This window comes from Streptomyces sp. NPDC051563, from assembly GCF_044454225.1.
Classification (GTDB): Bacteria; Actinomycetota; Actinomycetes; order Streptomycetales; family Streptomycetaceae; genus Streptomyces.
Window position 1 is genome coordinate 255746 of record NZ_JBITDL010000005.1, and the last position, 25064, is coordinate 280809.

The 25064-nt window shown below is 71.9% G+C and carries 27 protein-coding genes; 16 read left to right on the forward strand and 11 right to left on the reverse strand.

Annotated elements, in window-relative coordinates:
* Window positions 1–18: 18 nt before the first annotated feature.
* On the reverse strand, window positions 19–852 hold the full coding sequence (locus ACIA8F_RS08880) for a PIG-L family deacetylase (RefSeq protein WP_399377563.1): 834 nt from the start codon (window positions 850–852) through the stop codon (window positions 19–21).
* Between the two features lie 281 nt (window positions 853–1133).
* Between ACIA8F_RS08880 and ACIA8F_RS08885 the strand changes: the two genes are divergently transcribed.
* Genes ACIA8F_RS08885 through mtnB form a run of 3 tightly spaced genes read left to right on the forward strand, consistent with a single transcriptional unit; the run spans window position 1134 to window position 3036 of the window.
* The gene (locus tag ACIA8F_RS08885) at window positions 1134–1718 is read left to right on the forward strand and encodes a 1,2-dihydroxy-3-keto-5-methylthiopentene dioxygenase (protein ID WP_399377564.1); all 585 of its coding nucleotides are present in this window, start codon (window positions 1134–1136) and stop codon (window positions 1716–1718) included.
* Window positions 1715–2428, forward strand: a complete 714-nt coding sequence (gene mtnC / locus ACIA8F_RS08890; RefSeq protein WP_399377565.1) for an acireductone synthase — start codon at window positions 1715–1717, stop codon at window positions 2426–2428. Before ACIA8F_RS08885 ends, mtnC begins: the two co-directional genes overlap by 4 nt.
* A complete protein-coding gene (mtnB, locus tag ACIA8F_RS08895; RefSeq protein ID WP_399377566.1) occupies window positions 2425–3036 on the forward strand; it encodes a methylthioribulose 1-phosphate dehydratase in 612 nt (203 codons plus the stop codon). Before mtnC ends, mtnB begins: the two co-directional genes overlap by 4 nt.
* Before the next feature lie 81 nt (window positions 3037–3117).
* Here the strand turns inward: mtnB and mtnA are convergent, their stop codons facing one another.
* Window positions 3118–4149 (reverse strand): S-methyl-5-thioribose-1-phosphate isomerase, encoded by a 1032-nt coding sequence (gene mtnA, locus ACIA8F_RS08900; protein WP_399377567.1) that lies wholly within the window; start codon window positions 4147–4149, stop codon window positions 3118–3120.
* Window positions 4150–4627: 478 nt separating this feature from the next.
* Between mtnA and ACIA8F_RS08905 the strand changes: the two genes are divergently transcribed.
* From ACIA8F_RS08905 to ACIA8F_RS08925, 5 genes are read left to right on the forward strand one after another with little or no spacing between them, the layout of a single operon-like run.
* Window positions 4628–5680, forward strand: coding sequence for a BMP family ABC transporter substrate-binding protein (locus ACIA8F_RS08905; RefSeq protein WP_399377568.1), 1053 nt, complete (start codon window positions 4628–4630; stop codon window positions 5678–5680).
* Entirely contained in the window at window positions 5661–7160 is a 1500-nt protein-coding gene (locus ACIA8F_RS08910) for an ABC transporter ATP-binding protein (RefSeq protein ID WP_399377569.1), read from the forward strand. The genes ACIA8F_RS08905 and ACIA8F_RS08910 overlap by 20 nt, the downstream gene beginning before the upstream one ends.
* 1 nt (window position 7161) lies before the next feature.
* A complete protein-coding gene (locus tag ACIA8F_RS08915; RefSeq protein ID WP_399377570.1) occupies window positions 7162–8400 on the forward strand; it encodes an ABC transporter permease in 1239 nt (412 codons plus the stop codon).
* The gene (locus ACIA8F_RS08920; protein WP_399377571.1) at window positions 8400–9266 is read left to right on the forward strand and encodes an ABC transporter permease; all 867 of its coding nucleotides are present in this window, start codon (window positions 8400–8402) and stop codon (window positions 9264–9266) included. Before ACIA8F_RS08915 ends, ACIA8F_RS08920 begins: the two co-directional genes overlap by 1 nt.
* Window positions 9263–10012, forward strand: coding sequence for a nucleoside phosphorylase (locus ACIA8F_RS08925; RefSeq protein ID WP_399377572.1), 750 nt, complete (start codon window positions 9263–9265; stop codon window positions 10010–10012). Before ACIA8F_RS08920 ends, ACIA8F_RS08925 begins: the two co-directional genes overlap by 4 nt.
* A 27-nt stretch (window positions 10013–10039) precedes the next feature.
* On the opposite strand, the gene ACIA8F_RS08930 is transcribed toward ACIA8F_RS08925, so the two are convergent.
* The gene (locus tag ACIA8F_RS08930; protein ID WP_399377573.1) at window positions 10040–10180 is read right to left on the reverse strand and encodes a hypothetical protein; all 141 of its coding nucleotides are present in this window, start codon (window positions 10178–10180) and stop codon (window positions 10040–10042) included.
* A 37-nt stretch (window positions 10181–10217) separates the two neighbouring features.
* On the opposite strand from ACIA8F_RS08930, the gene ACIA8F_RS08935 reads away from it, so the two are divergent.
* Window positions 10218–10982, forward strand: coding sequence for a metallophosphoesterase (locus ACIA8F_RS08935; RefSeq protein ID WP_399377574.1), 765 nt, complete (start codon window positions 10218–10220; stop codon window positions 10980–10982).
* On the opposite strand, the gene ACIA8F_RS08940 is transcribed toward ACIA8F_RS08935, so the two are convergent.
* The gene (locus ACIA8F_RS08940; RefSeq protein WP_399377575.1) at window positions 10955–11254 is read right to left on the reverse strand and encodes a DUF2087 domain-containing protein; all 300 of its coding nucleotides are present in this window, start codon (window positions 11252–11254) and stop codon (window positions 10955–10957) included. The genes ACIA8F_RS08935 and ACIA8F_RS08940 overlap by 28 nt on opposite strands.
* A 144-nt stretch (window positions 11255–11398) precedes the next feature.
* Between ACIA8F_RS08940 and ACIA8F_RS08945 the strand changes: the two genes are divergently transcribed.
* Entirely contained in the window at window positions 11399–14200 is a 2802-nt protein-coding gene (locus tag ACIA8F_RS08945; protein ID WP_399377576.1) for a penicillin acylase family protein, read from the forward strand.
* A gap of 123 nt (window positions 14201–14323) precedes the next feature.
* Here ACIA8F_RS08945 and ACIA8F_RS08950 read toward each other — a convergent pair whose 3' ends face one another.
* The gene (locus ACIA8F_RS08950; RefSeq protein ID WP_399377577.1) at window positions 14324–15529 is read right to left on the reverse strand and encodes a methyltransferase; all 1206 of its coding nucleotides are present in this window, start codon (window positions 15527–15529) and stop codon (window positions 14324–14326) included.
* A gap of 105 nt (window positions 15530–15634) precedes the next feature.
* Window positions 15635–16024, reverse strand: coding sequence for a tetratricopeptide repeat protein (locus ACIA8F_RS08955; RefSeq protein ID WP_399377678.1), 390 nt, complete (start codon window positions 16022–16024; stop codon window positions 15635–15637).
* Between the two features lie 141 nt (window positions 16025–16165).
* Here ACIA8F_RS08955 and ACIA8F_RS08960 point away from each other — a divergent pair, with 141 nt between their 5' ends.
* Entirely contained in the window at window positions 16166–17131 is a 966-nt protein-coding gene (locus ACIA8F_RS08960; RefSeq protein ID WP_399377578.1) for a pirin family protein, read from the forward strand.
* 188 nt (window positions 17132–17319) lie between these two features.
* Here the strand turns inward: ACIA8F_RS08960 and ACIA8F_RS08965 are convergent, their stop codons facing one another.
* On the reverse strand, window positions 17320–17970 hold the full coding sequence (locus ACIA8F_RS08965; RefSeq protein ID WP_399377579.1) for a TetR/AcrR family transcriptional regulator: 651 nt from the start codon (window positions 17968–17970) through the stop codon (window positions 17320–17322).
* A gap of 85 nt (window positions 17971–18055) precedes the next feature.
* On the opposite strand from ACIA8F_RS08965, the gene ACIA8F_RS08970 reads away from it, so the two are divergent.
* A complete protein-coding gene (locus ACIA8F_RS08970; RefSeq protein WP_399377580.1) occupies window positions 18056–18988 on the forward strand; it encodes an aldo/keto reductase in 933 nt (310 codons plus the stop codon).
* Between the two features lie 24 nt (window positions 18989–19012).
* On the opposite strand, the gene ACIA8F_RS08975 is transcribed toward ACIA8F_RS08970, so the two are convergent.
* Complete coding sequence (locus ACIA8F_RS08975; protein ID WP_399377581.1) at window positions 19013–19648, reverse strand: TetR/AcrR family transcriptional regulator; 636 nt, start codon at window positions 19646–19648, stop codon at window positions 19013–19015.
* A 103-nt stretch (window positions 19649–19751) separates the two neighbouring features.
* Here ACIA8F_RS08975 and ACIA8F_RS08980 point away from each other — a divergent pair, with 103 nt between their 5' ends.
* Entirely contained in the window at window positions 19752–20774 is a 1023-nt protein-coding gene (locus ACIA8F_RS08980; RefSeq protein ID WP_399377582.1) for an ABC transporter permease, read from the forward strand.
* 764 nt (window positions 20775–21538) lie between these two features.
* Here the strand turns inward: ACIA8F_RS08980 and ACIA8F_RS08985 are convergent.
* Together ACIA8F_RS08985 and ACIA8F_RS08990 are read right to left on the reverse strand one after the other, a co-directional pair.
* On the reverse strand, window positions 21539–22606 hold the full coding sequence (locus tag ACIA8F_RS08985; RefSeq protein ID WP_399377583.1) for an SPFH domain-containing protein: 1068 nt from the start codon (window positions 22604–22606) through the stop codon (window positions 21539–21541).
* A 3-nt stretch (window positions 22607–22609) separates the two neighbouring features.
* On the reverse strand, window positions 22610–23041 hold the full coding sequence (locus ACIA8F_RS08990) for an NfeD family protein (protein ID WP_399377584.1): 432 nt from the start codon (window positions 23039–23041) through the stop codon (window positions 22610–22612).
* A 182-nt stretch (window positions 23042–23223) separates the two neighbouring features.
* Here ACIA8F_RS08990 and ACIA8F_RS08995 point away from each other — a divergent pair, with 182 nt between their 5' ends.
* Entirely contained in the window at window positions 23224–23673 is a 450-nt protein-coding gene (locus ACIA8F_RS08995) for a hypothetical protein (protein ID WP_399377585.1), read from the forward strand.
* A gap of 81 nt (window positions 23674–23754) precedes the next feature.
* Here ACIA8F_RS08995 and ACIA8F_RS09000 read toward each other — a convergent pair whose 3' ends face one another.
* Window positions 23755–24078: an STAS domain-containing protein gene (locus ACIA8F_RS09000; RefSeq protein WP_399377586.1), complete on the reverse strand. Its 324-nt coding sequence runs from the start codon at window positions 24076–24078 to the stop codon at window positions 23755–23757.
* Between the two features lie 311 nt (window positions 24079–24389).
* Here ACIA8F_RS09000 and ACIA8F_RS09005 point away from each other — a divergent pair, with 311 nt between their 5' ends.
* Both ACIA8F_RS09005 and ACIA8F_RS09010 read left to right on the forward strand, forming a co-directional pair.
* Window positions 24390–24545: a DUF6131 family protein gene (locus ACIA8F_RS09005; protein WP_351370981.1), complete on the forward strand. Its 156-nt coding sequence runs from the start codon at window positions 24390–24392 to the stop codon at window positions 24543–24545.
* 138 nt (window positions 24546–24683) lie between these two features.
* A complete protein-coding gene (locus ACIA8F_RS09010) occupies window positions 24684–24857 on the forward strand; it encodes a CsbD family protein (protein WP_351370989.1) in 174 nt (57 codons plus the stop codon).
* The last annotated feature ends 207 nt before the right edge of the window (window positions 24858–25064 follow it).

Below are 25064 nucleotides of genomic sequence, written 5' to 3' on the forward strand. Positions count from 1 at the left end.
TGGGGTGGGCGGGGCCGGTCAGCGCAGGCCGGCGAAGAGGTCGGTCTCGGGTACGGGCGCGCCGGTGGTGTCCTTGACGCGGACGAAGGTCTCCACGCCCATCAGCTCGCCGAACCTCTCCTTGCCCATCTTGAGGAAGAAGATGCTCTCGCCCTGGCTGGCGTGAGCGGCCAGTGAATCGAACTTCTGGCCGCTGAACGGGGTGGCGTCCACCCAGGTGGTGATCTCCTCGTCCGGGAGGCCGATCTCGGCCAGCGCGGCGGTCTCGGCGGGATCCGGCTCCGGCATGTCCTCGCCGAACTCGCGCATGATCTCCCCGAAGCGCTGCATCGCGGAGCGGGGCATCGTCGTCCAGTACACCTTCGGCGTCAGCTCGGTCAGCTCCAGTGCCGCCATCGTGATGCGGTGGGCCTGGATGTGGTCGGGGTGGCCGTAGAAGCCGTTCTCGTCGTAGGTCACGACCACGTCGGGCCGGTAGTGCCGCATGAGCTCCGCGAGCCGGGCCGCGCCCTCCTCGACCGGGGTCTGCCAGAAGGCTCCGGGGGCCTCGTTGCTCGGCCAGCCCATCATCCCGGAGTCGGCGTAGTCGAGCGTCTCCAGATCGCTGATCTTCAGCACGTGACGGCTCTCCTCGAGCTCCTTGCGCCGCATAGAGGCGACGGCCGCCGGATCGTGCCCGGGAGCACCCGGCTTCGTACCCCCCGGTCCGTCACCGCAGCGGCCGTCGGTACACGTCACCAGCACCGTGCGGATGCCTTCCGCCGCATACATCGCGAGGACCCCTCCGGTGCTGGTGGCCTCGTCGTCGGGGTGCGCGTGTACTGCCATGAGCGTCAAGGGCCGGTCGGTCATGAAAAGCAGTCCTCCTGCATGAGTACGTCGTTGCTTGAGCGTGCCGTCCGTCGATACGGCCTCGGCCCCTCGCTCGGTGCAACGGTGTCGGCGGGCCCCGTGTTCCCCGTACGGGGCGCCCCGGTGTCCCCCGTACGGCCACCGGGCCCGCCGGCCGCCCTCCACGCCCGTCGGACCTGCCATGCAGCCGCCATGTTGTGGCAACAACCAGGAGCGAGAATCGGCCCGGGGCCAGGGGCCCGCACCCCCGTCACCCCGCCCCTTCCACCCTGGAGCATTCCGTGACGCTGCTGACGACCTGGCCGGAGACCGGCCCCGAGACCGTCGTACGCCGTACCGCCGATCCCGCCGAGATCGCCGCCGCACTGGCGCCGATCGGCATCCGCTACGAACAGTGGCCGGTACGCGACGACCTCGCGGCGGACGCCGGCAGCGAGGCCGTCTTCGCGGCCTACCGTGCCGAGATCGACCGGCTGACCGAGGAGGAGGGCTTCGCCACCGTCGACGTGGTCGCCCTGCACCCCGACGACGACCCCGGCTTCGCCGGGAAGGCGAAGGCCGCGCGGGAGAAGTTCCTCCAGGAGCACACGCACGATGACGACGACGAGGTGCGCTTCTTCGTCGCGGGCTCCGGCATCTTCTACCTGCACGTGGCGGGTGAGGTCCACGCGGTGCTGTGCGAGCGGGGGGACCTCCTGGGTGTGCCGAAGGGGACCACGCACTGGTTCGACATGGGCACCCGGCCGGCCTTCACCGCGATCCGCTTCTTCCACGAGGAGGACGGCTGGATCGGATCCTTCACCGGCAGCGGGATCGCGCAGCGCTTCCCCGACTTCGACACGATCACGGCGCAGGACGCGGCGTGAGCCGTGCCGTGGACGCCGTCGTCCTGGACATAGAGGGGACGACGAGCTCCACCGGCTTCGTCGTCGACGTGCTCTACCCCTACGCCCGCGAGCGGTTCGCCGCCCTGATCGCCGAGCGGTCCGGGGAACCGGAGGTGGCCCGCGCGCTCGACCAGGTGCGGGCGGAGCTGGGCGAGCCGGACGCGGACCCGGCGCGGATCGTGCGGGTGCTGAACGCCTGGCTGGACGAGGACCGCAAGGCGACGCTGCTGAAGACCCTTCAGGGCGTGCTGTGGGCCGAGGGGTTCGCGCGCGGGGAGCTCGTCGCGCACTTCTACGCCGACGTGGTGCCCGCACTGCGGCGCTGGCACGCGGCGGGCGCGGCCCTGTACGTGTACTCGTCCGGATCGGTCGCCGCCCAGCGGGCCTGGTTCGGGCACAGCGCGGAGGGAGACCTGAGCGCGCTCGTCAGCGGCTGGTACGACACGGAGAACGCGGGCCCCAAGCAGGAGCCCGGGTCCTTCCGCACGATCGCCGCGGACACCGGGATCTCCCCGGACCGGCTGCTGTTCCTCTCCGACCGGGCGGGCGAACTGGACGCCGCGCGGGCGGCGGGATGGCGGGCGGTGGGCGTGCGGCGGCCGGGGGAGCCGTACTACGAGCAGGGCGTGCAGGACCATCCGGAGGCCGGGACCTTCGAGGACATCAGTGGAGTGGGGAGCGGAGCGTGAGCGCGAGCGTGACGACGGTGACCGGGCTGGAACAGGCGGGGGCGGTACTGGCGGCGGAAGCGGCCCGCTTCGCCTCCTTCGGCTGGATGCGCGGTACCTCCGGCAACCTTTCGGCACTCCTGTCCCGCGAGCCGTTCCGGCTGGCGGTCACGGCGAGCGGCCACGACAAGGGCGAACTCGACGCCGCGGACGTGGTGGTGGTCGACGAACGGGGAGCGGCGGTGAGCGGGGGCAGGCCGTCCGCCGAGGCGGAGCTGCACGCTCGCGTGGCCCTGCTGACGGGTGCGAACGCTGTGGTCCACGTGCACACGGTCGCCTCCGTACTCATGGGGCGCAGGCAGCCGGGAGGCATCGTCCTGAAGGACCTGGAGATGCTCAAGGGCCTCGGCCATCCCGCCGAGGGCGAGGAGGTCACCCTGCCCGTGATCGCCAACAGCCAGGACATGCGCGAACTGGGCGACCGCCTGGAGGCCGCCCGCGACCCGCGGATGCCGGCCGTGGTCGTGGCCGGGCACGGGCTGTACGCGTGGGGAGACTCGCCCCGGCAGGCCCGCCACCACACCGAGATCGTGGAATGGCTCCTGGAACTGGAGCTGGCGGCGGGCTGACCCCGCACGCCGTCCGCCGCCCCTCAAGGGCGCTCCCCGCGCGGGAGCGCCCTACGGGCCGTCCCTTCCGGAACCGGCCGGTCAGGCCAGGTGATCCGCCGGGAGCTCGCCCGCCGACACCTCCAGTACGCCGCGTTCGGTGACCAGCGCCGTCACCAGGCTGCCCGGAGTCACGTCGAAGGCCGGGTTGTGCCCGCGGGAGCCGAGCGGTGCGGTGCGGATGCCTCCCCACTCCAACACCTCCTCCTCGCCGCGCAGTTCGATGGTGATGTCATCGCCGCTCGCGGTCGCCAGGTCCACTGTCGTGGTGGGCGCGGCCACGATGAAGGGAATGCCCGCATGGGCGCACGCCAGGGCGATGCCGACCGTACCCACCTTGTTCGCGGTGTCGCCGTTCCCGGCGATCCGGTCGGCGCCCACCACCGCGGCGTCCACCTCTCCCCGCAGGATGGTGCCGGCTGCCGCGCCGTCGGCCTGGACGTAGTGCGCGATGCCCTCCTCGGCCAACTCCCAGGCGGTCAGCCGGGACCCCTGCAGGAGGGGCCGGGTCTCGTCGGCGTACACCGTCTCCAGCCCTCCCCGGGCGTGCAGTTCACGGATCACGCCGAGCGCCGTGCCCCAGCCGGCCGTGGCGAGCGCACCGGTGTTGCAGTGCGTCAGGATGCGCAGCGGGCGGTCCACGTCGAGCCGCTTCTGCAGCCAGTCCGCGCCGTGCGCGCCCAGGGCGCGGTTGGCTTCCACGTCCTCGCGCTGCACGGCGACGGCCTCGGCCAGGACCGCCGTCACACCCTCGTCCAGCCTCGCCAGCACCCGGTCCACGGACACGGCCAGGTTGACCGCGGTCGGCCGGGCCTCCCGGATCCGGGCGACCTCGGCGCGTATCCGCGTGCGGTCCCAGCGTTCGCGCTCGCCCTGGAGCAGGGCGATGGCCACGCCGTAGGCTCCGGCGGCGCCGATCGCCGGGGCTCCGCGCACCACGAGCCGCCGGATCGCGTCCACCAGAGCGTCCACGTCGGCGACGCGCAGCACCTCCTTGCGGTGCGGCAGAGCGGTCTGGTCGATCAGCGCGAGAGCGTCTCCGGCCCACTCGACGGCACGCAGTTCCCTGGTCATGGCTGTGCACTCCAAAGGCTTGGGGGAGGAAGGGGGGAGGGGTGCGCGTCACCGTACAGCAGCCGCGGGAACCAGAGTTCGAGACGGCGGAGCGGTCGTGCGCGGACCGGTGTTACTCTCCTGGCTTCAACGAACTGTTGCACGCCGGTGGTCCGAGGGGGAGAGCGCACATGCTGTTGACGCTGCGCCGCTACCTCGACTACGGCCGGTGCTCCAGCGACGCCTGTCGCGGCTGAGCGCACCCTTTCGCCCTGCGTCTGACGCCTGACGGGCCCTCTTCCCGACCCGTCTGATTTCACATCGATTTCATCGATGTCGTGCGCCGTTCACATGCGAACGGCCGCCGCCCGCCTCGTGCACCCCGTGCCGATGCACCCGCGTCCCCGCACCCCCGTGCTCAGTGCCCCCTGCTCCCTGCTCCCGTATCCCCGTACATCCGTACCCCCGTACGTCCGTACCGTTCTGGAAGGTCACCTCCATGTCCCGGAGATCCCGTACCCGCGCCCTTCGACTCGCCGCCGCCGTGGCGGGAGGAGCCCTGCTCGCCACCGGCTGCAACGCCGCCGCGGCGAAGAAGGAGGAGTCCGGACAGGGCGCCGGCGGCCCGGTGTTCACCCTCGTCACCCCGGACGCGGTGGGACAGAACGAGTTCCTCAAGCTGTCCGTGGACGGCCTGAAGGCGGCGGCGAAGGCGAACTCGGGCAGCTCCAAGGTCTACGAATCCACCGACGTGGCTTCCCGGCAGCAGAACGTCCAGGCCGCGGTGGACGCGAAGCCGCAGGTGATCGTCCTGGTGGGGTTCGAGTTCGCCGACCTGGTCGCCCAGCAGGCCGAGGCCCATCCGCAGCAGCGGTTCCTGGTGGTCGACGCCTGCACCAAGCAGACGTATCCGAACGTCGATTGCGCCGTCTTCCGCGAGCACGAAGGGGTGTACCTCGCCGGTGCCGAGGCCGGACTGCTCAGCAAGAGCGGCAAGGTCGGGGCCGTCGACGTGCTCGACACGCCCCAGTTCCGGCGGTACAGCGACCCGTTCGCCGCCGGGGCGAAGCAGACCGCACCCGCCGCCGAGGCGACCACCCGCTTCGTCGGAGGCCAGTCCCCCTTCAACGACTCGGCCCGCGCCAAGGAGCAGGCGAGCTCGCTGATCTCGGCCGGGACGGACCAGCTGATGGCCGCCGCCGCCGCGGGCAACTACGGGGTCTTCGAGGCGGCGAAGGCCAAGGGCGTCTTCGCCTACGGGGTGGACGTCAACCAGTGCGTCTCGGCGCCCGGAACCGTCGTCGACAACGTGATCAAGAAGACCGACGTCGCCGTGGAGAAGGGCATCCAGCAGGTCCTGGGCGGCAAGGGCGGCCAGATCGTCTCGTACGGACTCAAGGAGGGCGGCATCAGCCTGACCGGCCTGGAGCCGGGCGTCGCCGACTCCCAGTGCGTCATAGCCCAGCACGCCCCGGTCCTGGACCAGGTGAAGCGGCTGCGCGACCAGATCGTCTCCGGGGAGCTGAAGGTCGATGACCCCGCCGCCAAGTAGCCCTGACGACACGGTCGTCGAACTCACCGGAATCACCAAGCGGTTCGCCGCGACGCTCGCGAACGACGGGGTCGGCCTCCGGGTCCGGCGCGGCGAGATCCACGCCCTGATGGGGGAGAACGGCGCCGGGAAGTCCACGCTGATGTCGATCCTCTACGGCATGGAGCGACCGGACGCCGGCACGATCCGCATCCACGGGCGCGAGGTGGCCTTCTCCGACCCGGCGGACGCGATCGCCGCCGGACTCGGCATGGTCCACCAGAGCTTCCGGCTCTTCGACTCGCTGACCGTCGCCGAGAACGTGGTCTTCCGGGCCGAACCCCGCCGGTTCGGCCTCCTCGACCGGGCCGCCGCGCGCCGGCGCGTCCGCGAACTCGCCGGGGAGCACGGGCTGCCCGTCGACCCCGACGCCCGGGTCGGCGACCTGCCCGTCGGCGTCCGGCAGCGGGTGGAGATCCTCAAACTGCTGCACCGCGGCGCCCGCGTCCTGATCCTCGACGAGCCGACGGCCGTCCTCACGCCGGACGAGGCCGACCGGCTGTTCGCCGTCCTCAAGTCGCTTGCCGCCCAGGGGCATTCGGTGATCATCGTCACGCACAAGCTGCACGAGGTGCTGGAGGGCAGCGACCGCGTCACCGTACTGCGCGACGGCCGCGTCACCGCGCGGCTGCGTACCGCCGACACCACCGCGGCCGAGATCGCCGAGGCCATGACCGGCCGCCGCGTGGAGCTGGACCGCGTCAGCGAGCCGGGGACCCCCGGCGAGGTGGTCCTGAACGTCGCCGGGGTCCGCGGAGTGGACCTGACCGTACGGGCCGGCGAGATCGTCGGCATCGCCGGCGTCGCGGGCAACGGCCAGAGCGAGCTGATCGAGTCGCTCGCCGGCCTGCGCCCCGTCGGCGCCGGCCGGGTCGAGCTCGCAGGGCAGGACATCACCCACGCGTCCCCGGCCGCCCGCCGGGCGGCGGGCCTCGCCTACGTACCGGAGGACCGCGCGGCCGTCGGCACCGCGCCGGCCGCCTCCGTAGCGGAGAACCTGGCCATGGGGCACCACCGGCGCTCGCTCGCCACCAGGCGGGGACTGCTGCACCCGGCGGCCCTGCGCGCGCACGCCCGCACCCTGATCGAACGCTACGGAATCAAGGCCCCCTCACCCGCCGCCCCGGCGGGCGCACTGTCCGGCGGCAACCTCCAGAAGCTGCTGGTGGGCAGGGAACTCGCCCACGGAGCGCCGCTGTTGCTCGTGGAGCAGCCCACGCGCGGTGTGGACATCGGCGCCGTCCAGCAGATCCACGACCAGTTGACCGCCTACCGGGACGCGGGTCACGCGGTCCTCCTGGTCTCGGCGGAACTCAGCGAGGTCCGCGGCCTGTCGGACCGGATCCTGGTGATATACGAGGGCCGGATCTCGGCCTCCTACAGCCGGGACGACGCCGACGAACGCACCCTGGGCCTGGCCATGGCCGGAGCGGGGGCCTGACATGAGCACGTTGCCCACCCGCTCCGAGCCTCCCGCCGGCTCCGCCCCTCCCACCCGCTCCGCCCTTTCCACCCGCTCCGTCCGTGCCGCCCTCGTGTCGGCCGTGCGCTCACCCGTCCTGATCTCCGTGGCCGTCACCCTCCTCGTCGGGGTGGTCCTCCTGGCGGCGACCGGGGCGGATCCGTTCACCGCCTACGGGGCCGTCCTGAGCGGCTCCCTGGGCGCCGACGGCCTCGGCGCCACGCTGACCACCGGCACCAGCGTCCTGGGCATGGCCCTCGCCCTGTCCGTGCCGCTGCGCGGCGGACTGATCAACCTGGGCGGCGACGGACAGCTCGTGCTCGGCGGCCTGGCCGCCGCGGTCACCGGGCTCTACGCGCCGCTCCCCGCCCCGCTCGTCGTCGTCGCTTCCCTGCTCGCCGGGATGGCGGCCGGAGCCGCGTACGCCATGCTCGCCGCCGGGTGCGAGACCCGGCTCGGCGTACCGCTGCTGGTGAGCAGCCTGCTGCTGTCCTACCCCGCGGTCTCCTTCGCCTCCTACCTGGCGCGGTACCCGCTGAAGGAGCCCGGCTCCAGCCTGCCCCAGACGCGCAGACTGCCCGAGGGCGTGGCGCTGCCCGCGCTCGGCTCGACCACGGTGACGGCCGGCCTGCTCCTCGTGGTCGCCGCGGCCGGTGTCCACTTCTTCGTGGACACGCGCACCAGTGCCGGGTACGAGGTCCGGATGACCGGTCTGGGACCCCGGTTCGCCGCCTACGCGGGCGTGGACCGGGCCCGGCTGACGCTGCGCCTGATGGGCACCTCCGGAGCCCTCGCGGGCCTGGTGGGGGCGATCGGGACGCTGAGCTTCCCGCACCGCTTCCTCGACGGCGCGCTCACCGCACCCGGCTACACGTGGACCGGACTCACCGCGGCGCTGCTCGCCAACGCCGCCCCGCTCGGCACCGTGCTCGCGGCGCTCTTCTTCACGGTCCTGCAGGTCGGCGGCCTGAGCATGGAGCGGGCCACCGAGGTGCCGCGGGAGCTGACCCAGGTGCTGCAGGCCCTGGTCATCGTCCTGCTCGCCTCGCGGCCGCGGATGCTCCGGCGGCCCGGCCGCTCCGGGGAAGCCGAGGAGAAGGCGACGCGGAGCGGCACCGGGCACGGCCCCGACGGGATCACTGAGAAGAGCAGCCCCGGCCACAGCGCCGAGGACGAGAACAAGGCCGAGGACGAGAACAAGAACGTGAAGGTCGCCTGATGTCCCTCGAAACCGACCTCCTCCTCTCGGTCGTGCGCGCTCTCACCCCGATCCTGCTCGCCGCCCTCGGCGGGGCGATCTGCGAGCGGGCCGGTGTCTTCAACATCGGCCTCGAGGGCATGATGCTGATCGGCTGCTTCAGCGCGGTCACCACGAGCTGGTTCACCGGCAGTCCGTGGCTCGGAGTGCTCGCGGCGGCGCTCGCCGCCGCCGCGTACTCCCTGATCCTGGCCGTCGGCACGGTGACGCTGCGCGGCGACGCCGTGGTGCTGGGCGTGGCCATGAACCTGCTCGCCCTCGGACTCACCGGCTTCCTGCTGCGTACGGTCTTCGGGGTACGGGGCACCTTCGACGACCCCGCGCTGGCCGGACTTCCGCTGATCGGCGGGCAGTCACCGCTCGCCTACCTCGCCTGGGCGGCCGTGGCCCTCACCGCCTTCAAGCTCTCCCGCCACGTGCTGGGGCTGCGGCTGCGCGGTGTCGGCGAAGCGCCCGAGGCCGCCGCGACCCTGGGAGTGAATCCCGCGAAGTACCGCTACGGCGCGGTCCTGGCCGCCGGTACGCTCTGCGGTCTGGCGGGGGCCCAACTAGCACTCGGAAATGTCACTTTGTTCTCCGAGAACATGACCGCCGGCCGCGGCTGGATCGCCGTGGTAGCCGTCATGCTCGGCCGGGCCGCACCCATCGGAGTCCTGCTCGCGGCCCTGCTGTTCGCCGTCGCCGAGGCGGTCGGCTTCCGCCTGCAGGGCCTCGGCCTCCCGCAGCAGGCCACGGACGCAGCACCGTACGTCGTCACGCTCGCGGCCCTCTTCCTCACCACGGCGGGCCGCCGCCGTGCCGCCCGTACTCATGGAGCTGCCGTATGACGCAGGACCTGCTGCCCCTCACCCGCATCCCGCGCACCGGCCTGCCGGCCTCCGCGCTCGTCGTCGGGGACCCGGCGCGGGCCGAAACCGTCGCGCACCTGCTGGAAGACGCCGTCGAGGTGTCCCATCACCGCGAATTCCGCGTGTTCGCGGGGAGTTGGCGCGGATTCCCGGTGACGGTCGCCTCGCACGGGGTCGGCGCCCCCGGGGCGATCCTGCTCTTCCGGGAGCTCGCCGATGCGGGCGTGCGCACCTTCATCAGGTTCGGTACGGCGGGGGCGATCCGCCCCGGGATCGCCGACGGCGACCTGGTGATCGCGGAGGCGGCGGTGCGCGACGACGGGGTGACGGGCCAGCTGCTGCCGCCGGAGTATCCCGCGGTGTCCGCCCCCGAGGCGGTACTGGCCCTGCAGCGGGCGGCGCGCGAGGCCGGCGCACCGCACCACCGCGGCATCGTCTGGACGCGCGCCGCCTTCCAGCCGGGCCTGATCCCCTTCACGGCGTACGGGAAGGCCGGGGTCGCGGCGATCGAGATGGAGCTCTCCGCGCTGCTCGTGACGGCCTCGCTGCGCGGACTGACCGCGGGCGGGGTCCTGGTGGTGGACGGGGCGAACGCGGACGAGCTCGTGGACGAGGAGGCGACCGGCGGCTACGACCCGCACCGGCAGGTGGTCGCCGACGGGGTCGCGAGGGGCAGCGCCGTGGCCCTGGAAGCGCTGAGGCTGCTGGAGGCGGAGAGGAGGTGAGGCCCGGCCGCCGCAACACGGCGTGCGCTAGCCGGCCTCGAGGGCGCCGCCGTCGATGACGTGGTCGGCGCCGTGGATGCCGGCGGCGCGCTCGGACGGGAACCGTGCCTGTACCCGGGCGTCCATCTCGGGGGCCACCTCACCGTCGCGGCGGCGGTGCCCGGGCATACAATCCCAAGCTTCCGGACCGAAGGAGCCACCGCCCGTGATCGTGATAGCCCACCTGAGCGACGTCCACCTCGACGGCGGGGAGCGGGCCGCCGAGCGGACCCGCGTCGTCATGGACTACCTGGAGGGGCTCCCGTACGCGCTCGACGCGGTGCTGGTGAGCGGGGACATCGCCGACCACGCGCGCCCGGAGGAGTACGAGGAGGCGCGCAAGGCCCTCGGCTCCCGCCATCCGCTGATCGTCTGCCCCGGGAACCACGACGACCGCGCCGCCTTCCGGCGCGGCCTGCTGGGGGAGGAGCGCCCGTCCGCGGCCCCGGTCGACCAGGTGCTGCGGGGCGACGGCTTCGTCCTCGCCGTGTGCGATTCGTCCGTACCCGGTGAACACCGCGGCCACCTGGAGGACTCGACGCTCGCCTGGCTGGACGGGGTGCTCGCCGGCACCCCGCGCGAGGTGCCCGTCCTGGTCGCCTTCCACCACCCGCCCGTCCCGCTGCACATCCCGTACGTCGACGGCATCCGGCAGTTCGGCGAGGAGCGGCTGGCGGAGCTGGCCTCACGGCATCCGCACCTCACGGCCTTCTTGTGCGGGCACGCCCACACGGGAGCGGCGACCACCTTCGCCGGGCGGCCGCTGCTCGCGGCGCCGGGCGTGGTGTCCACGACCCGTCTCCCGTGGGAGGCGGCGTCCGGGGCGAGCGAGTACGTCCACACGGACGAGCCGCCGGCCGTGGCCTTCCACGTGATCGGCGAGGACGGCCGGCTGACGACCCATTACAGGGTGGTCGTGGCCCGCCGGTAGCCGGAGCCGTCGCGGGTGCGGGTCAGGTGCCCGGCGGTGACCAGGTACCGCCGCAGCGCCGCGCAGTCCTCGTGGACCGTGCGCAGCAGTCCGTTCACCTCGGGCTCGGTGTACGCGCGGTCGGCCGCGAAGAGGGTCTCGGTGAGGTGGGTGAGGAGCTGTTCGCGGCGGGCCGCCTTGCGCGGGACGGCCGTCAGGCGGCCGTCGGCGGTGAAGAGGTCGGCGACGCCGCGCGGGGTGCGCGCAGTGGTCCCTGCGGTGCTTCGTGACATGTCAGGGAGCTTCACCCGGGAGGCCTCGCCGCGGCAACGGATTTTTCGCCGCGGGCAAAAGTGACGGTCGTTCATCTTACTGAGTGGTAGCACCTGCCAGTACCCTCCCCGTGACCGGTTCCTGCCCCCCACGGAGGAGCACGCATGCGACGCCCCACCACGCGCACGAAAGCCCGCACGAGAACTGCCGTCGCCACCGCACTCATCGCCCTCGGAGCGGCCCTGCTGACCCCGGCGGCCTCGGCGGCCTCGGCGGCCTCGGCGGCCTCGGCGGCCTCCGGGGCCGGCGCCCCGGCTGGGCCGCTCCCGATCGCCGACTACGCCGACTACTGCGGACAGCAGTGCGCGGACATCCTGCCGCCGGGCCAGAGCGGCAACGCCACCCTCGCCCAGATCCTCGCCCACAAGGCCTTCGGCACGCTGCCCGCGCACACTTCCGATCAACTGGCGCGCTACGACTCCCTGGTGGCCGGCTACCCCGGCCTCACCGACGCCAAGCTCAACGATTTCTTCAACGACGCCTCCTTCGGCGTCCCGGCCGACCAGGTCGAGTCCACCACGAGCCCGCGCTCCGACGTCACCATCACCCGGGACAAGAAGAGCGGCGTCCCGCACATCAAGGGCACCACCCGCTACGGGACCTCCTTCGGTGCCGGCTACGCGGCCGGCCAGGACCGGCTCTGGCAGATGGACCTCTTCCGGCACGTCGGCCGGGGCGACCTCACCCCCTTCGCCGGCGGCGCCCTCGCCAACCAGGGCCTGGAGCAGCAGTTCTGGCCGCAGGCCCCGTACACCGAGGCGGACCTCCAGGCGCAGGTGGACCGGATCCGCACGGAGGGCGAGCGCGGGCGCCTCGCGATGGAGGACGCCCAGGCCTACATCGACGGCATCAACGCCTACCGCGTCCAGTCCAAGAACGGCCGGTACTTCCCCGGCGAGTACGTGCTGACCGGCCACATCAACTCGATCACCAACGCGGGGGAGATCCAGCCCTTCAAGCTCACCGACCTGATCGCCCTCGCCTCCGTCGTGGGCGGCCTGTTCGGAGGCGGGGGAGGCGGCGAAGTGCAGGCCGCGCTCTCCCTGTTGTCCGCGCAGCAGACGTACGGCCTGGAAGAGGGCACCCGCGTCTGGGAGTCCTTCCGCGAACGCGAGGACCCGGAAGCCGTGCTCACCGTCCACGACGGCACGAGCTTCCCCTACGCCCAGAAGCCCGCCGACCCCCGGGGCACGGCCCTGCCCGACGCCGGCTCCGTCACCGCCGAGCAGCTCGTGTACGACCGTACGGGCGCGGCCGCGACCGCCGCCGCGGCCGCCCCGCCCAAACCGATGAAGCAGAGCATGTCCAACGCCCTGCTCGTCTCCGGCGCGAAGACCGCGAGCGGCCACCCGGTCGCCGTCTTCGGCCCGCAGACCGGCTACCTCGCGCCCCAACTCCTCATGCTCCAGGAGCTCCAGGGCCCGGGCATCAGCGCGCGCGGCGCCTCCTTCGCGGGCGTCAGCATGTACGTACAGCTCGGGCGCGGGCAGGACTACGCCTGGAGCGCCACCTCGGCCGGCCAGGACATCACCGACACCTTCGCCGTCGAACTGTGCGAGCCCGGCGGCGGCGCCCCCACGAAGGCGAGCACCTCCTACCTCTACCGCGGCGCCTGCACGCCCATGGAGAAGCTGGAACACACCAACACCTGGAAGTCCTCCGTCGCCGATCCCACCCCGGGCGGCTCCTACCGGATGCAGGTGTGGCGCACCAACTACGGCATCGTCACGCACCGCGCGACCATCGCGGGCAAGCCCGTGGCCTACACGGCGCTGCGCTCCACGTACCGCCACGAGGCCGACTCGATCATCGGCTTCCAGATGTTCAACGACCCCTCGTACGTGAAGGACGCCCGCACCTTCCAGGAGGCGGCCCAGCACATCGGCTACGCCTTCAACTGGTTCTACGCCGACTCGCGCGAAGCGGCGTACTACAACAGCGGGTCGAATCCGGTGCGTCCGGCCGGAGTCGACGCGGCGCTGCCCGTCCTGGGCACGCAGCAGTACGAGTGGCAGGGCTTCGACCCGGTCGCCAACACGGCGGCCTACACCCCGCCCGCGGAGCATCCGCAGTCCATCGGCCAGGACTACTACATCAGTTGGAACAACAAGCAGGCCAAGGGGTACGGTGCGGCCGGCTTCGAGATGGGCTCCGTCCACCGCGGCGACCTCCTCGACCAGCGCGTCAAACCGCTCGTCGCGGCGGGCGGCGTGACCCGGGCCGGGCTCACCCGCGCCATGGCCGACGCGGCGGTCACCGACCTGCGCGCCGAGAACCTGCTGCCCGAGCTGCTGGACGTGCTGCGCAGCGCTCCCGTCACCGATCCGGCCGTCGCGGCCGCGGTCGACAAGCTCGCCGCGTGGCAGGCGGCGGGCACCGAGCGCAAGGAGACCACCCGCGGTTCCAGGACGTACGGGCACGCGGACGCCGTCCGCATCATGGACGCCTGGTGGCCGCTGCTCGTCGAGGCCGAGTTCAAGCCCGGCCTCGGGGCCCCGCTCTACGATGCCCTGCGCGCCTCGCTCACCATCGACGAGGCACCCAACGCGGGCCACGGGCCCACCGGTTCGCACGCCGGCTCGGCCTTCCAGTACGGCTGGTGGAGCTACGTGGACAAGGACCTGCGGACCCTGCTCGGCCGCCCGGTGTCCGGACCCCTGGCCCGGCCCTACTGCGGGGGCGGCTCGCTCCCGGCGTGCCGGGACGCGATGACGGCGACGCTCAAGCAGGCGGCGGCCGCCACCCCCGCCGCCGTGTACCCGGCCGGCGGGACCTGCGCCGCGGGCAACCAGTGGTGCGCGGACTCGATCGTGCAGCGCCCGGTGGGCGGCCTGGCCCATCCGCAGATCAACTGGCAGAACCGGCCCACGTACCAGCAGGTGGTGGAGTTCCCGGCCCACCGCTGAGGCCCCCGCCCACCGCTCACGCCCGGATGCAGGAAGGCCCGCCGGTCCCGGAGTCGTCTCCGGGGCCGGCGGGCCTCCTCGTGCGGGGCGTACGGCCGGTCGGGCGGCAGGCCGTGCGCGCTGTTAGGCGCCGCGCGGCTGCTCGCGCCGCTTGACCGCCCGCAGCACCACGAACTTCGGCTCGCTCGCGGCGACTTCGCTGTTGCCGAAGAGACGCCGCAGATGCGTGTGGTACCCCATGTGGCGGTTGGCCACCACCCACAGCTCGCCGCCCGGCCGCAGCACCTTGCGGGACTGCGCGAACATCCGCAGGGCCGTCGCGTCGGTCGTCGCCTGGTGGGAGTGGAAGGGCGGATTACAGAGGATCAGGTCCACGGAGCCGGGGTCCAGCATCGCCACCCCGTCGCCGACGAGGAAGTCCGCCCGCTCGCGCTCGTGCGTGACATTGGCGCGGAACGTCGCCTTGGCCGAGGCGACCGCCTGGTACGACTCGTCCGTGAAGACGACCTCGGCACGCGGGTCGGCCACCGCGACCGCCGTGCCGACGACCCCGTTGCCGCACCCCAGGTCGACGACCCGGGCCCCGTCCGTATTGGTCGGGATGCTCTGGAGGAAGAAGCGGGTGCCGACGTCGAGACGGTCCGCGCAGAAGATGCCCGCGTGGTTGACGACGGTCAGTCCGGCGCCCGAGCCGCCGTCCTCGTCCACGACGTAGGTCAGCGGCCACGGGCCGGGGGTCGTCGGCCGGGTCGCACCCGGGTTGCCCGGAGTGCAGAAGATCAGGCGGGCCTTCTTCTCTGCCAGGGAGGTCTTCGTCGGGCCGAGGATCTTCTCGAAGAGCCGCAGCGTGGAGGTGTGGATCTCCTTCACCATGCCGGTGCCGACGACGACGGTCCCGGCGTGCACGTGTGGGGCCACCCGGTACAGCTGGTCCTCCAGCAGCGCCAGGCTCTTGGGTACCCGGACGAGGAGGACGTCGATCCGCTCCGGCGGCGCGTCCTGGGTGGTCAGCAAGGTCACGGTGCCCTTGGCGGTGCCGATCCCGTTGCGGTCCAGGTTCGCCATGGTGGCGGAGCGGGTCAGGCTGGAGTCGGTGATCTGGGTGGGCCGGTGCGCGGCCAGCGCCGTCGTCAGCGCTCCCCAGCGGTCCCCGATCACGGTGATCTGCCCGGCGCCGGCCAGATCCACCGGCCCGCGTTCACCCGTACCGGATTCGAGGTGGCGCAGCAGGTACTCGTCGGCGGCGTCCCATGCGAAGAGCCGGTCGCGCGGGTCCTCGGGGAAGCGGGCGAGCTCGTAGGAGCCGAAGGGCGTGGTCAGACGGTTCATATTGCCCCCAGGCTAACCGAGGGACCGCCCCGGTCCCGCACGGGCGGGGCCGGGAGAGTGGGAGCCGGGGCACACGGCCCCGCCGCGGACCCGGCCCGGCCGCCTCTACTCCGGGAAGTCCCCGGCCATCGCGGCGGCGATCCGCAGGTACGGAGCCGCCTCGGCGGCCCGGCCCAGGCGCTCCAGGGTCCGCCCGAGCATCAGCTGCGCGTAGTCCTCCACGGGCCAGCGCTCCAGTACGGCGCGCAGCTCGCGCTCGGCCTTGGAGAGCTGGGCGGAGTGGTAGTAGGCGCGGGCCAGCAGCAGCCGCGGCGCCAGCAGCTCGGGGGCCTCGGCGGCCACGCCGTGCAGGACGCGGGCGGCGTTCGCGTACTCCTTCGCCTCGAAGAAGAGCCGGCCGCGGTCCCAGCGCTCGGCGGCGGTCCCGTGCTCGAGGTACCCGTGGCGCCCGTCGATCGGGCCCGTCACGTCGATCGCGCCCGTCACGTCGGTCATGCCCGTCACGTCGGTCACGTCGGTCACGTCCATCGAATCCCTCCGCCGTTCCGCTTTCTGTTCGGTCCGGCTGCTCAACACGTGGATCCGTACGCACATTCCCCTGACCCCGGCGGCTGCGCCGGGACTAAGTTGTGCGGTATGAGCAATCTCGATCGCCAGCCCGCTCTCTCCACCTGCGGCGGACGCGGGTTCGTCGTCGCCGAGCCCGTGCGCGAGCTCCTGAGTCCGCGCACCGTCAAGCTCGGCGGGTCCACCGAGGTCCGCCGGCTCCTGCCGAACCTGGGCCGCCGCATGGTCGGCGCCTGGTGCTTCGTCGACCACTACGGCCCCGACGACATCGCCGACGAGTCCGGCATGGCCGTCGCCCCGCACCCCCACTCGGGCCTCCAGACGGTCAGCTGGCTCCACGAGGGCGAGGTGCTGCACCGCGACAGCGTCGGCAGCCTGGAGACGATCCGCCCGCGCGAGCTCGGCCTGATGACCTCCGGCCGGGGCATCAGCCACTCGGAGGAGAGCCCGCGCCCGCACGCCCGGTTCCTGCACGGCGCGCAGCTGTGGGTGGCCCTCCCGGACGCGCACCGCGACGTGGACCCGCACTTCCAGCACCACGCGGACCTCCCCCAGGTCAGCGCCCCCGGCCTGACGGCGACGGTCATTCTGGGCACCCTGGACACGGCGACCTCGCCCGGAACCGCGTACAGCCCGATCGTCGGCGCGGACCTGGCCCTGGCGGCGGGCACGCAAACCCGGCTCCCGCTGGACCCGGACTTCGAGTACGCGGTCCTGTCGATGTCGGGCGAAGCCCACGTCGACGGCGTCCCCCTCCTCCCGGGCGCCATGCTCTACCTCGGCTGCGGCCGCACGGACCTCCCCCTGCGCGCGGTCTCGGACGCCGGCCTGATGCTGCTGGGCGGCGAGCCGTTCGAGGAGGAGATCGTGATGTTCTGGAACTGGATCGGCCGCTCCCAGGAGGACATCGCAGGCTTCCGCGAGGACTGGATGAACGGCACCCGCTACGGCGAGGTCAAGGGCTACGACGGCCCTCCGATTCCGGCACCGGAACTCCCCCCGACCCGCTTGAAGCCCAGGGGAAGGGTGCGCTGAACTGCGTTGATGTCAGCCGAGCGGCGAGTTGCGCAGTATCGCAGCTCGCGCTCCGCCGCGGCCGCTGCTGGGTGCCCTTCTCTCGCGGAGGCTGTGGCGCCGTGTTGTGAGTGGTCCACAAGGCGCGTTTGTTGACGCCTATGAGAACCGGGCCTCCACCTCGAACGACCCGGCGCGCGAGCCGGTCTTCACGACGTCGGCGACGAAGTGGGCCGATCCAGCGGCTGTCCGCCCGTCGGTGTAGGCCGTAGCGCGTCCGCCACGAGATCCAGCAGCGGTCCCGTCAGCTCCGGGCTGTTGCCGGCGGTCGTCGACATGAAGACGCCGAGCAGCATCATCGTGACCACCTCCGGCTCCGCGTCCGCCCGGAGGGAGCCGGCCTGCGCTCCGGCGTCGAGGATCTGCGCGATCGCGGCGGTGATCCGCTCCCGGGTGGCAGGTGTCGCGATGGTGCCCGCGGCCCAGCCTGCGCGCAGGGTGTCGGTGATGCCGCGTTTGGCCGCGACGAACGCCGCGTAGCGGTCCATCCATGCCCTCAGGGCCGCCTCGGGGGGCAGTTCGCCAAGCAGTGCGGGGGCGCTGGTGACGACGGCGTCGAGTTCGGAGGCGTAGATGGCCTCGGCGAGCGCCTCGCGGGTGGGGAAGTGACGGTAGAGGGTGCCGATCCCGACGCCGGCCTCGCGGGCGATGGCATCGAGGGTGGTCTTGCCGTCCGTCGCGGCGAAGGCGTCACGGGCGATCACGAGCAGCCGTTCCCGGTTGCGCCGTGCGTCTGCGCGGGCCGGGCGTCCGGCCGGCTTCTCCGGTCGGCCGGGAGCGGGGGAGTGGGTCTCACTCAAAACGGAGGTCCTCCGGTTAGTGTTACGGTGGCCATTAACGGAGTCCCTCCGTTTATCTCCATCGTCTCATGAGAGCGAGACCGCCATGGCATCCACCGACCGATCCGACCAGCTCACCGCCACCGGGGTGGCGCGTCCCGGCGGGCCCGGCGCACTGTCGGGCCGCACGGTCTCCCGCATCGGCTACGGCGCCATGCAGCTGCGGCGCCTGGACCGTGCCGCCGCGATCTCGCTGCTGCGCCACGCCGTCGAGCTCGGCGTCGACCACGTCGACACCGCTCACTTCTACGGCGGCGGCTTCGTCAACGAGGTGATCGCCGCCGCGCTCCGCCCCGAGGACGAGGTCCTGGTCGTCACCAAGGTCGGCGCCGAACCCGACCCCACCGGGCCCATCCCGCTGCGCCTCGCCCAGCGCCCCGAGCAGCTGCGGGCCGGCGTCGAGGCCAATCTCAAGAGCCTTGGACTCGAGCGGATTCCCCTGGTCAACCTCCGCCGCGCCGACAACGGCCCCGGCCTGCGCGCCGAGGGCGACCAGATCGTCGACCTCGACGACCAGCTCGCCGTCATGACCTCCCTGCGCGACGAGGGCAAGATCGGCGCCATCGGCCTCAGCAGCGTCTCCCCCGACGGCCTGCGCCGGGCCCTCCCGGCGGGCATCGCCTGCGTGCAGAACGCCTACAGCCTGGTGTCGCGCGCCGACGAGGACATGGTGCGGATTTGCCTCGCCGAGGGCATCGCCTGGGTCCCGTACTTCCCGCTCGGCGGTGCCTACGCGGGTCTGGCCAAGGTCGCGGACGAGCCCGCCGTCCTCGCCGCGGCGCAGGCCCTGGACGTCTCGGCGGCGCAGATCGGCCTCGCCTGGCTGCTCCACCACACCCCCCACACGCTCCTCATCCCCGGCACCGCCGACACCGACCACCTGCGGGCCAACATCCACGCCGGCGCGATCAGCCTCGATGGGGCGATGCTCGCCTCGCTCGACGCCGTCCCCTCGCGCTCGGGCGACATCGAGGTCTGATGGCGCGGGCCGCGCGTCCCCTCGTCAGGCGGTCCCGGGTTCCGTCATGGACATCAGGCCGCGCAGTCCGTCCCGCAACTGGTCGACCTCCACATCCCCGAACAGGGCTTGCTGGGCGATGAACCCCTGCGCCAGTGCCATCAAGGTGCGCGCCACGCGGTCGGCCGGTACGTCGGCCCTCATCAGTCCGGCCTCCTGGTAGGCCCCGACGACCGCGCTCCAGGCCTCGTGCATCTCGTCGAACCCCTGGCGCAGCGCCTTGGCCAGCTCGGGGTTGCGCAGCGTCTCCGCCCATACCTGCAGGGCCACCCGGGGAAACTCGAGCTCGTCGCCGGCTCCCGGTCCGTCGCCCAGCAGCCCTCCGGCCAGCACGTCGCCGAGGGTCTGGGTGAGGAGGACGTCGGGCAAGGGCGGCGGGTGCTCCGCGGCGGCTCGCTCGAAGGCGGCCCGGACGGTGGCGAGAGCCTCGGTCGCGATGGCCGCGATCAGCTCGTCCTTGCTGGTGAAGTAGCGGTAGACCGCGCCCGCGGAGAGGCCGACCTCGCGCAGGACGTCCTGCATCGAGGCGCTGTGGAAGCCGTGGCGGCTGAAGCAGCGCGTGGCGCCGTCCAAGATCTGGCGGCGGCGGGCGTCGAGGTGTTCCTGGGATACGCGAGCCATGCGCCCAAAGTAAAACGAACATTCATTCTTGACAAGTGTCGCAGCCTGCAACACAGTGATCTAGCTAAAACGAATGCTCATTCTTTTTACTTCGGGAGCCTCGATGGCCACCTCCTCCGCTACTTCCGCGGCGCCGTCCCCGCCGCAGGGCAGGCGTCTGATCGCCGTCATAGTCCTGATCCCGGTGTTCGTGACCCTTGCGCTGTGGGCGTTCGCCTGGCCGGCCAGCCGGATCGCACCGCGCGATCTCCCCATCGGCGTCGCGGGTCCCGCGGCGGCGGCCGAAGGCGTTCAGAAGCAACTGCAGCAGAAGCCGGGCGCGTTCGACATCCACCGGTACGCCGACGAAGCCGCGGCGCGTGAAGCCATCGAGACCCGGACGGTGTACGGCGCGGTCGTCGTCACCCAGCAGGGCCCGAAGCTGCTGACCGCCTCGGCCGCGAGCACGGTGGTGGCCCAGCTGCTGCAGCAGGCGGTAACCGCGGGGAGCCCCAAGGGCACGCAGGTTCAGATCACCGATGTGGTCGCAGCACCGGCCGAGGATCCACGCGGCGCCGTACTCGGCTCCAGCCTGCTGCCGATGACCCTCGCCGGAATCGCGGCCGGCGCCGTCATCACGCTCCTCGGACTGCGCGGTACCCGCGGAGTCCTCGCACTTCTCGGATCGGCCGGCCTGGTCGGCATCGTGGCAGCATCACTCACCCACAGCTGGCTCGGCGCGCTCACCGGAAACTGGTGGGCCGAAGCCGGCGCACTCGGCCTCACGGCCCTCGCGGTCGGCGCCACCGTGGCCGGGCTCGCGGCAGTGATCGGCCCGGCCGGCATAGGGGTCGGCGCCCTGCTCTCCATGATGGTCGGCAACGCGTTCTCGGGCATGACCTCCGCCCCCGAGCTGCTGCCCGAGCCGGCCGGGTTGATCGGCCAGTGGCTGGCGCCCGGCGCCGGTGGCTCGCTGGTGCGGTCCGTGGCGTTCTTCGACGGCGCAGGGGCCCTGAGGCCGTTGATCACGCTGACCGTCTGGGTGATCGCCGGCTTGGCCGCCGTCCTCCTCGCCCGCCCGCGCCGCCCCGCCTCCGCATCCGCCTCCCTGCCGCGGCAGGCACCGGAGGCCGTCACGGTCGGCTGAAGCCGCCCGGAAGCCCTCCGACATCCTGGACCGGTGGACCGGTGGACGGAACGGAAGGCCGCTGGTGGGGAACCCAGTTACACCCCTGCACCGTGGTGGTTGGTCATGCGCGTGATGAGCCGTCGTGCGGCCTGAGTTCGCAGAGCCACAGGCTCGCTCCGGAGGGGAGCCGCACCCCGTGCAGCCCGTCGAAGCCGCGCTCTTCGAGCTCGACCCCTCCGTCTCGGACGGGCTGACTGCGATCACGAGGTCAGGGGAGGGGCCGAGATCCCGTAGCACGTACGGACCAGGGCCGTGCCGACTTCCCTGTCCTCGTGCCCCTGTTGCCGAGCGCGTATCAGCAGTGTGTGCGGCGGTCCCACCTCCCCTGCCAGCAGCTGGTCGACCTCCGTCGGATCGGGCTCCGCGCCCGGTGTAGCGGGCCTCCAGGCCGCGACCGTCAAGACGTCGCCGGGAGTCTCCTCGGCCAGCCACACCTTCCCGGCCTAGAGGGAGTGATGGGCGAGCATCAGACGCGAGGATCGCGGGGTCCTTCGGGTTCTTGCCGGCCAGGTAGTCGGTGGCGGCGCTCGCCGAGACCGTGGTGAGCAGCGCCGTACCGATGGAGCCGCCGATCTGCTGCATCGTGGTAGCGAGCACGTCGGCGCCCTCGCCGCGGGTGTGCGCGGCCGTACGCCCGAGAGGGCGGGGGCCGGCCGCGGCTGGTAACGGGGGCCATGCACCGTGTCCAGTGCAAGGGCCGCATGTGAGCCGGGTGGCCTGGGTCAGGCGCTGGGATCCGGGTCCGGGCCTGGGCCTGGGCCCGAGAGCCGCGTCGGGGGCCCGGTGCGGGCGCTGTCGGCTTCCGCGGCGTCGGCCAGTGCCTCGGCGGCGGCTTCCGCCGCCTTCGCCGCGTCTTTCGCCGCCTGAACGGCCAGATCGTCCGAGGGGGCCTCGCGCGTGGCCGTGGACTGGGGGAGGACCTCGCTGAAGGCCCGGGTGACGTTCTGGAGGGCGGAGGTGACCTCGCCGGGTATCACCCAGAACGTATTGCCCGGGCCCTGGGCGAGCTGGGGGAGTACCTGGAGGTATTGGTAGGCGAGGAGTTTGGGGTCGGGGTCGTTGCGGTGCACGGCCTGGAACACCTCGTCGATGGCTCGGGCCTGGCCTTCCGCCTTGAGGATCTCGGCCGTCCGGTTTCCCTCCGCTCGCAGGACGGCGGACTGCTTGTCGCCCTCCGCGGTGAGGATCTGTGACTGGCGCTGGCCCTCGGCGCCGAGGATGGCGGCGCGCTTGTCCCGCTCGGCCCGCATCTGCTTCTCCATCGCGTCCTTGATGGACTGCGGAGGGTCGATGGCCTTGATCTCCACCCGGTTGACCCGGAGACCCCATTTGCCGGTGGCCTCGTCGAGCACGCCGCGGAGCTGGTTGTTGATGGTGTCCCGCGAGGTGAGGGTCTTCTCCAGGTCCATGGATCCGACGACGTTGCGCAGGGTGGTGACGGTCAGTTGTTCCACCGCCTGCAGGAAGCTGGCGATCTCGTAGGCGGCCGCGCGCGGGTCGGTGACCTGGAAGTACAGAACGGTGTCGATCTCGACGACGAGGTTGTCCTCCGTGATCACCGGCTGAGGCTGGAAGGAGACGACCTGCTCGCGCAGGTCGATCACCGGATAGACGCGGTCGACGTAGGGGATGACGACGTTGAGTCCGGGGGTCAGCGTGCGGTGGTAGCGGCCGAGCCGTTCGACGTTGCGGGCGCGGGCCTGCGGGACGATGCGTACCGCCCGTATCACGGTGAAGACGGCGAAGACCGCGAGGAGCAGGCCGACGATGAGGAACGCCGATGCTTCCATGGCTCACTCCCGGGGGTAGACGAGCGCGGTGGTGCCTTTGATCTCCATGACGTCGACGGTCGTTCCGGGAGGGATGACCAGCGTCTCGTCGTAGGCGCGGGCCGTCCATTCCTCGCCGCCGATGCGTACCCTGCCGCCCAGGCCCGTCACCTCGGAGGTGACGTAGGCGGCTCCGCCGACCAGGGCGTCCACGCCGAAGCGCTCGTTCTGCGGTGGGGTCAGGCGGCGCAGGGCGACGGGACGCACGAACAGCACCCCGGCCGTCGCCGCGACGGCGAAGACCAGGAACTGCCAGGGGAGGGGAAGCCCGAGCGCGGCGGTCCCCGCGGTGATCAGCGCGGCCCCGCCGAGCAGGCCGAGCGCGGCGGTGAGCGTGAAGATCTCCGCCACGCCCAGGAGCAGGGCGGCGATCGACCAGATCAGCCAGGAATCCATCGCCTACCCCCCTCTGAGTGGGGTGAAGCAGAGTGCGAGCGCGGCTTATGTCGACTTTCTAGTACTTTACCCAGTTCTGCCGAGCGGAAGCAGCACGATGGCAGAGGCGTCCGGCGCGTTGTCTTACGCCGCTCGGCCCACTCGGCCGCTCGGACAGGGCGCCGTGGGGCAGAAGATCCTCCATGGACAGCAATCGTGAGATGGACCCGGAGCATCAGGTCCCGGACGGTGTCGACGAGAAGACGGTGCGCGCTCTGGGTGCGCTGTCGAAGGCGCTGGAGACCACGGAGCGGGCCCGTGGCCACCTCTACGGCTTCCACCAGCTGACCGGGACCGCCGACTTCGAGCTGGGCGACGCGGTCCGGCTCTTGCGCGAGGCGGGGCACGAGCAGCAGGCCGCACGGATCGAGCGCGAGATCGTGGGCCGCAACGTCATCCCGGGCCACTGGACGTTCCAGATCGTCGAGGCCTACAACGAGACCTACTACCAACCCTTCGCCACGGCGGAACACGACATCGTCGACGAGCTGGCCGACGGGCGCGACCACCTCCTGGAGGCCCGGCTCAAGACGATGCGCCGCACCCACCACCATCCCGACCACACGGCGACACCGCCTTCCTCATCCTCCTGATACGAGGCCCCGTGGCTCACTCGGGGATGTGCCCAGGCGAGGTCCTGATCGAGGTCCTGACCGGTAAGCGGCGCGCCGGCCTCACGCAGCACCGCGCGCCGCTTCGACATCCGGCGCGATGCGCAGGATCCCGGCTGCGCCACTCAGCTCCAGGAGCCGACGCAGCTGGGGTGGCAGGGGGCCCGCCACCGTGAACCGGGGGAGCAGGTGGTGCGCCTGTACGAGGAGCCGTAGGAGGCCGGAGTCGGCATGGACGACTCCGGAAACGTCGATGATCGTCTGTTTGGCCGGGCCGGCCTTGTTCTCGGCCAAGGCCCTGCGGAGCGTCACCAAGGCCCCGCGGTCGAACTCACCGGCCAGGACGAGGACACGGGTGCCGTCGCCGCGATCGGGCGACGAGCTCACGCCGGTCCCGCTGAGCGTTCCGGCCAGCCAGGAGGCGTACGTGGGCCGTCGGCCGCTCCGAAGGCGCCGCGTCCCCCTGGTTTTGCGGGACCGGAAGGGGAATCGCATGATGCCTGCACCGCCCGTCCACGTCAGCTCGTCCACGTCAGCGGGGCGCGGTTCGGTGGCCGTACCGCGCCCCGGCCCCGGTCCCGAGGGGTGCCGAATATCCCCGTCATGGTCATCGCCCCTTCGATCCGCGCCTCGACAGGCTGAAGGATGCGGCTTGCGCCTACCCTGGTTGTGAAGCGTCAAGCGAGTGGGAGGACACCATGCTCGTCCTCGGCATCATTTTGCTCATCATCGGTTTCGTGACGGGAATTTCGATCCTGTGGACCATCGGGATCGTCCTGTTGATCGTCGGAGCGGTTCTCTGGATCCTCGGCGCGGCCGGCCACGCCGTCGGAGGCCGGAAACACTACTGGTGACATCCGGAGAGGGGCCTCTTCCACGGCCGTCCGCAGTCACCTGATCCACTGCCCCCCGCGAAGCTGCTGTTTGAGAGTGCCCGCAGTGGTCATACGGGGTTCCGTAAGGCTTTTTCCTAGAACAGGGAGTGATCAGCTGTGTCTGGTGAGCAGAAGGCCGAAGCAAAGGGCGAGCAGGCCAAGGGCAAGCTCAAGGAGACCGCCGGCCGTCTGACGGGCAACGAGCGGCTGACCGCCGAGGGTCGTGCCGAGCAGGCCAAGGGCGATGCCCGCGAGGCCAAGGAGAAGGTCAAGGACGTCCTCAAGGACTGACGTGCAATACGACGGGGCCGGAACCGCAGCGGCGGTTCCGGCCCCTTTGCATGCCGGCCCGCAACAGTGCCCGGATGTCGCGAACTTCGCCTCGTACAACAAGACCTCCGGCACCCTCACCGGTGTACCGCCGCATGGAGCATCGACTCCGGCCCCTTTCCGTCGGGTTGGCCGCCGAGCGGGTGGCGGGGCCGTTGCGGGGTAGTC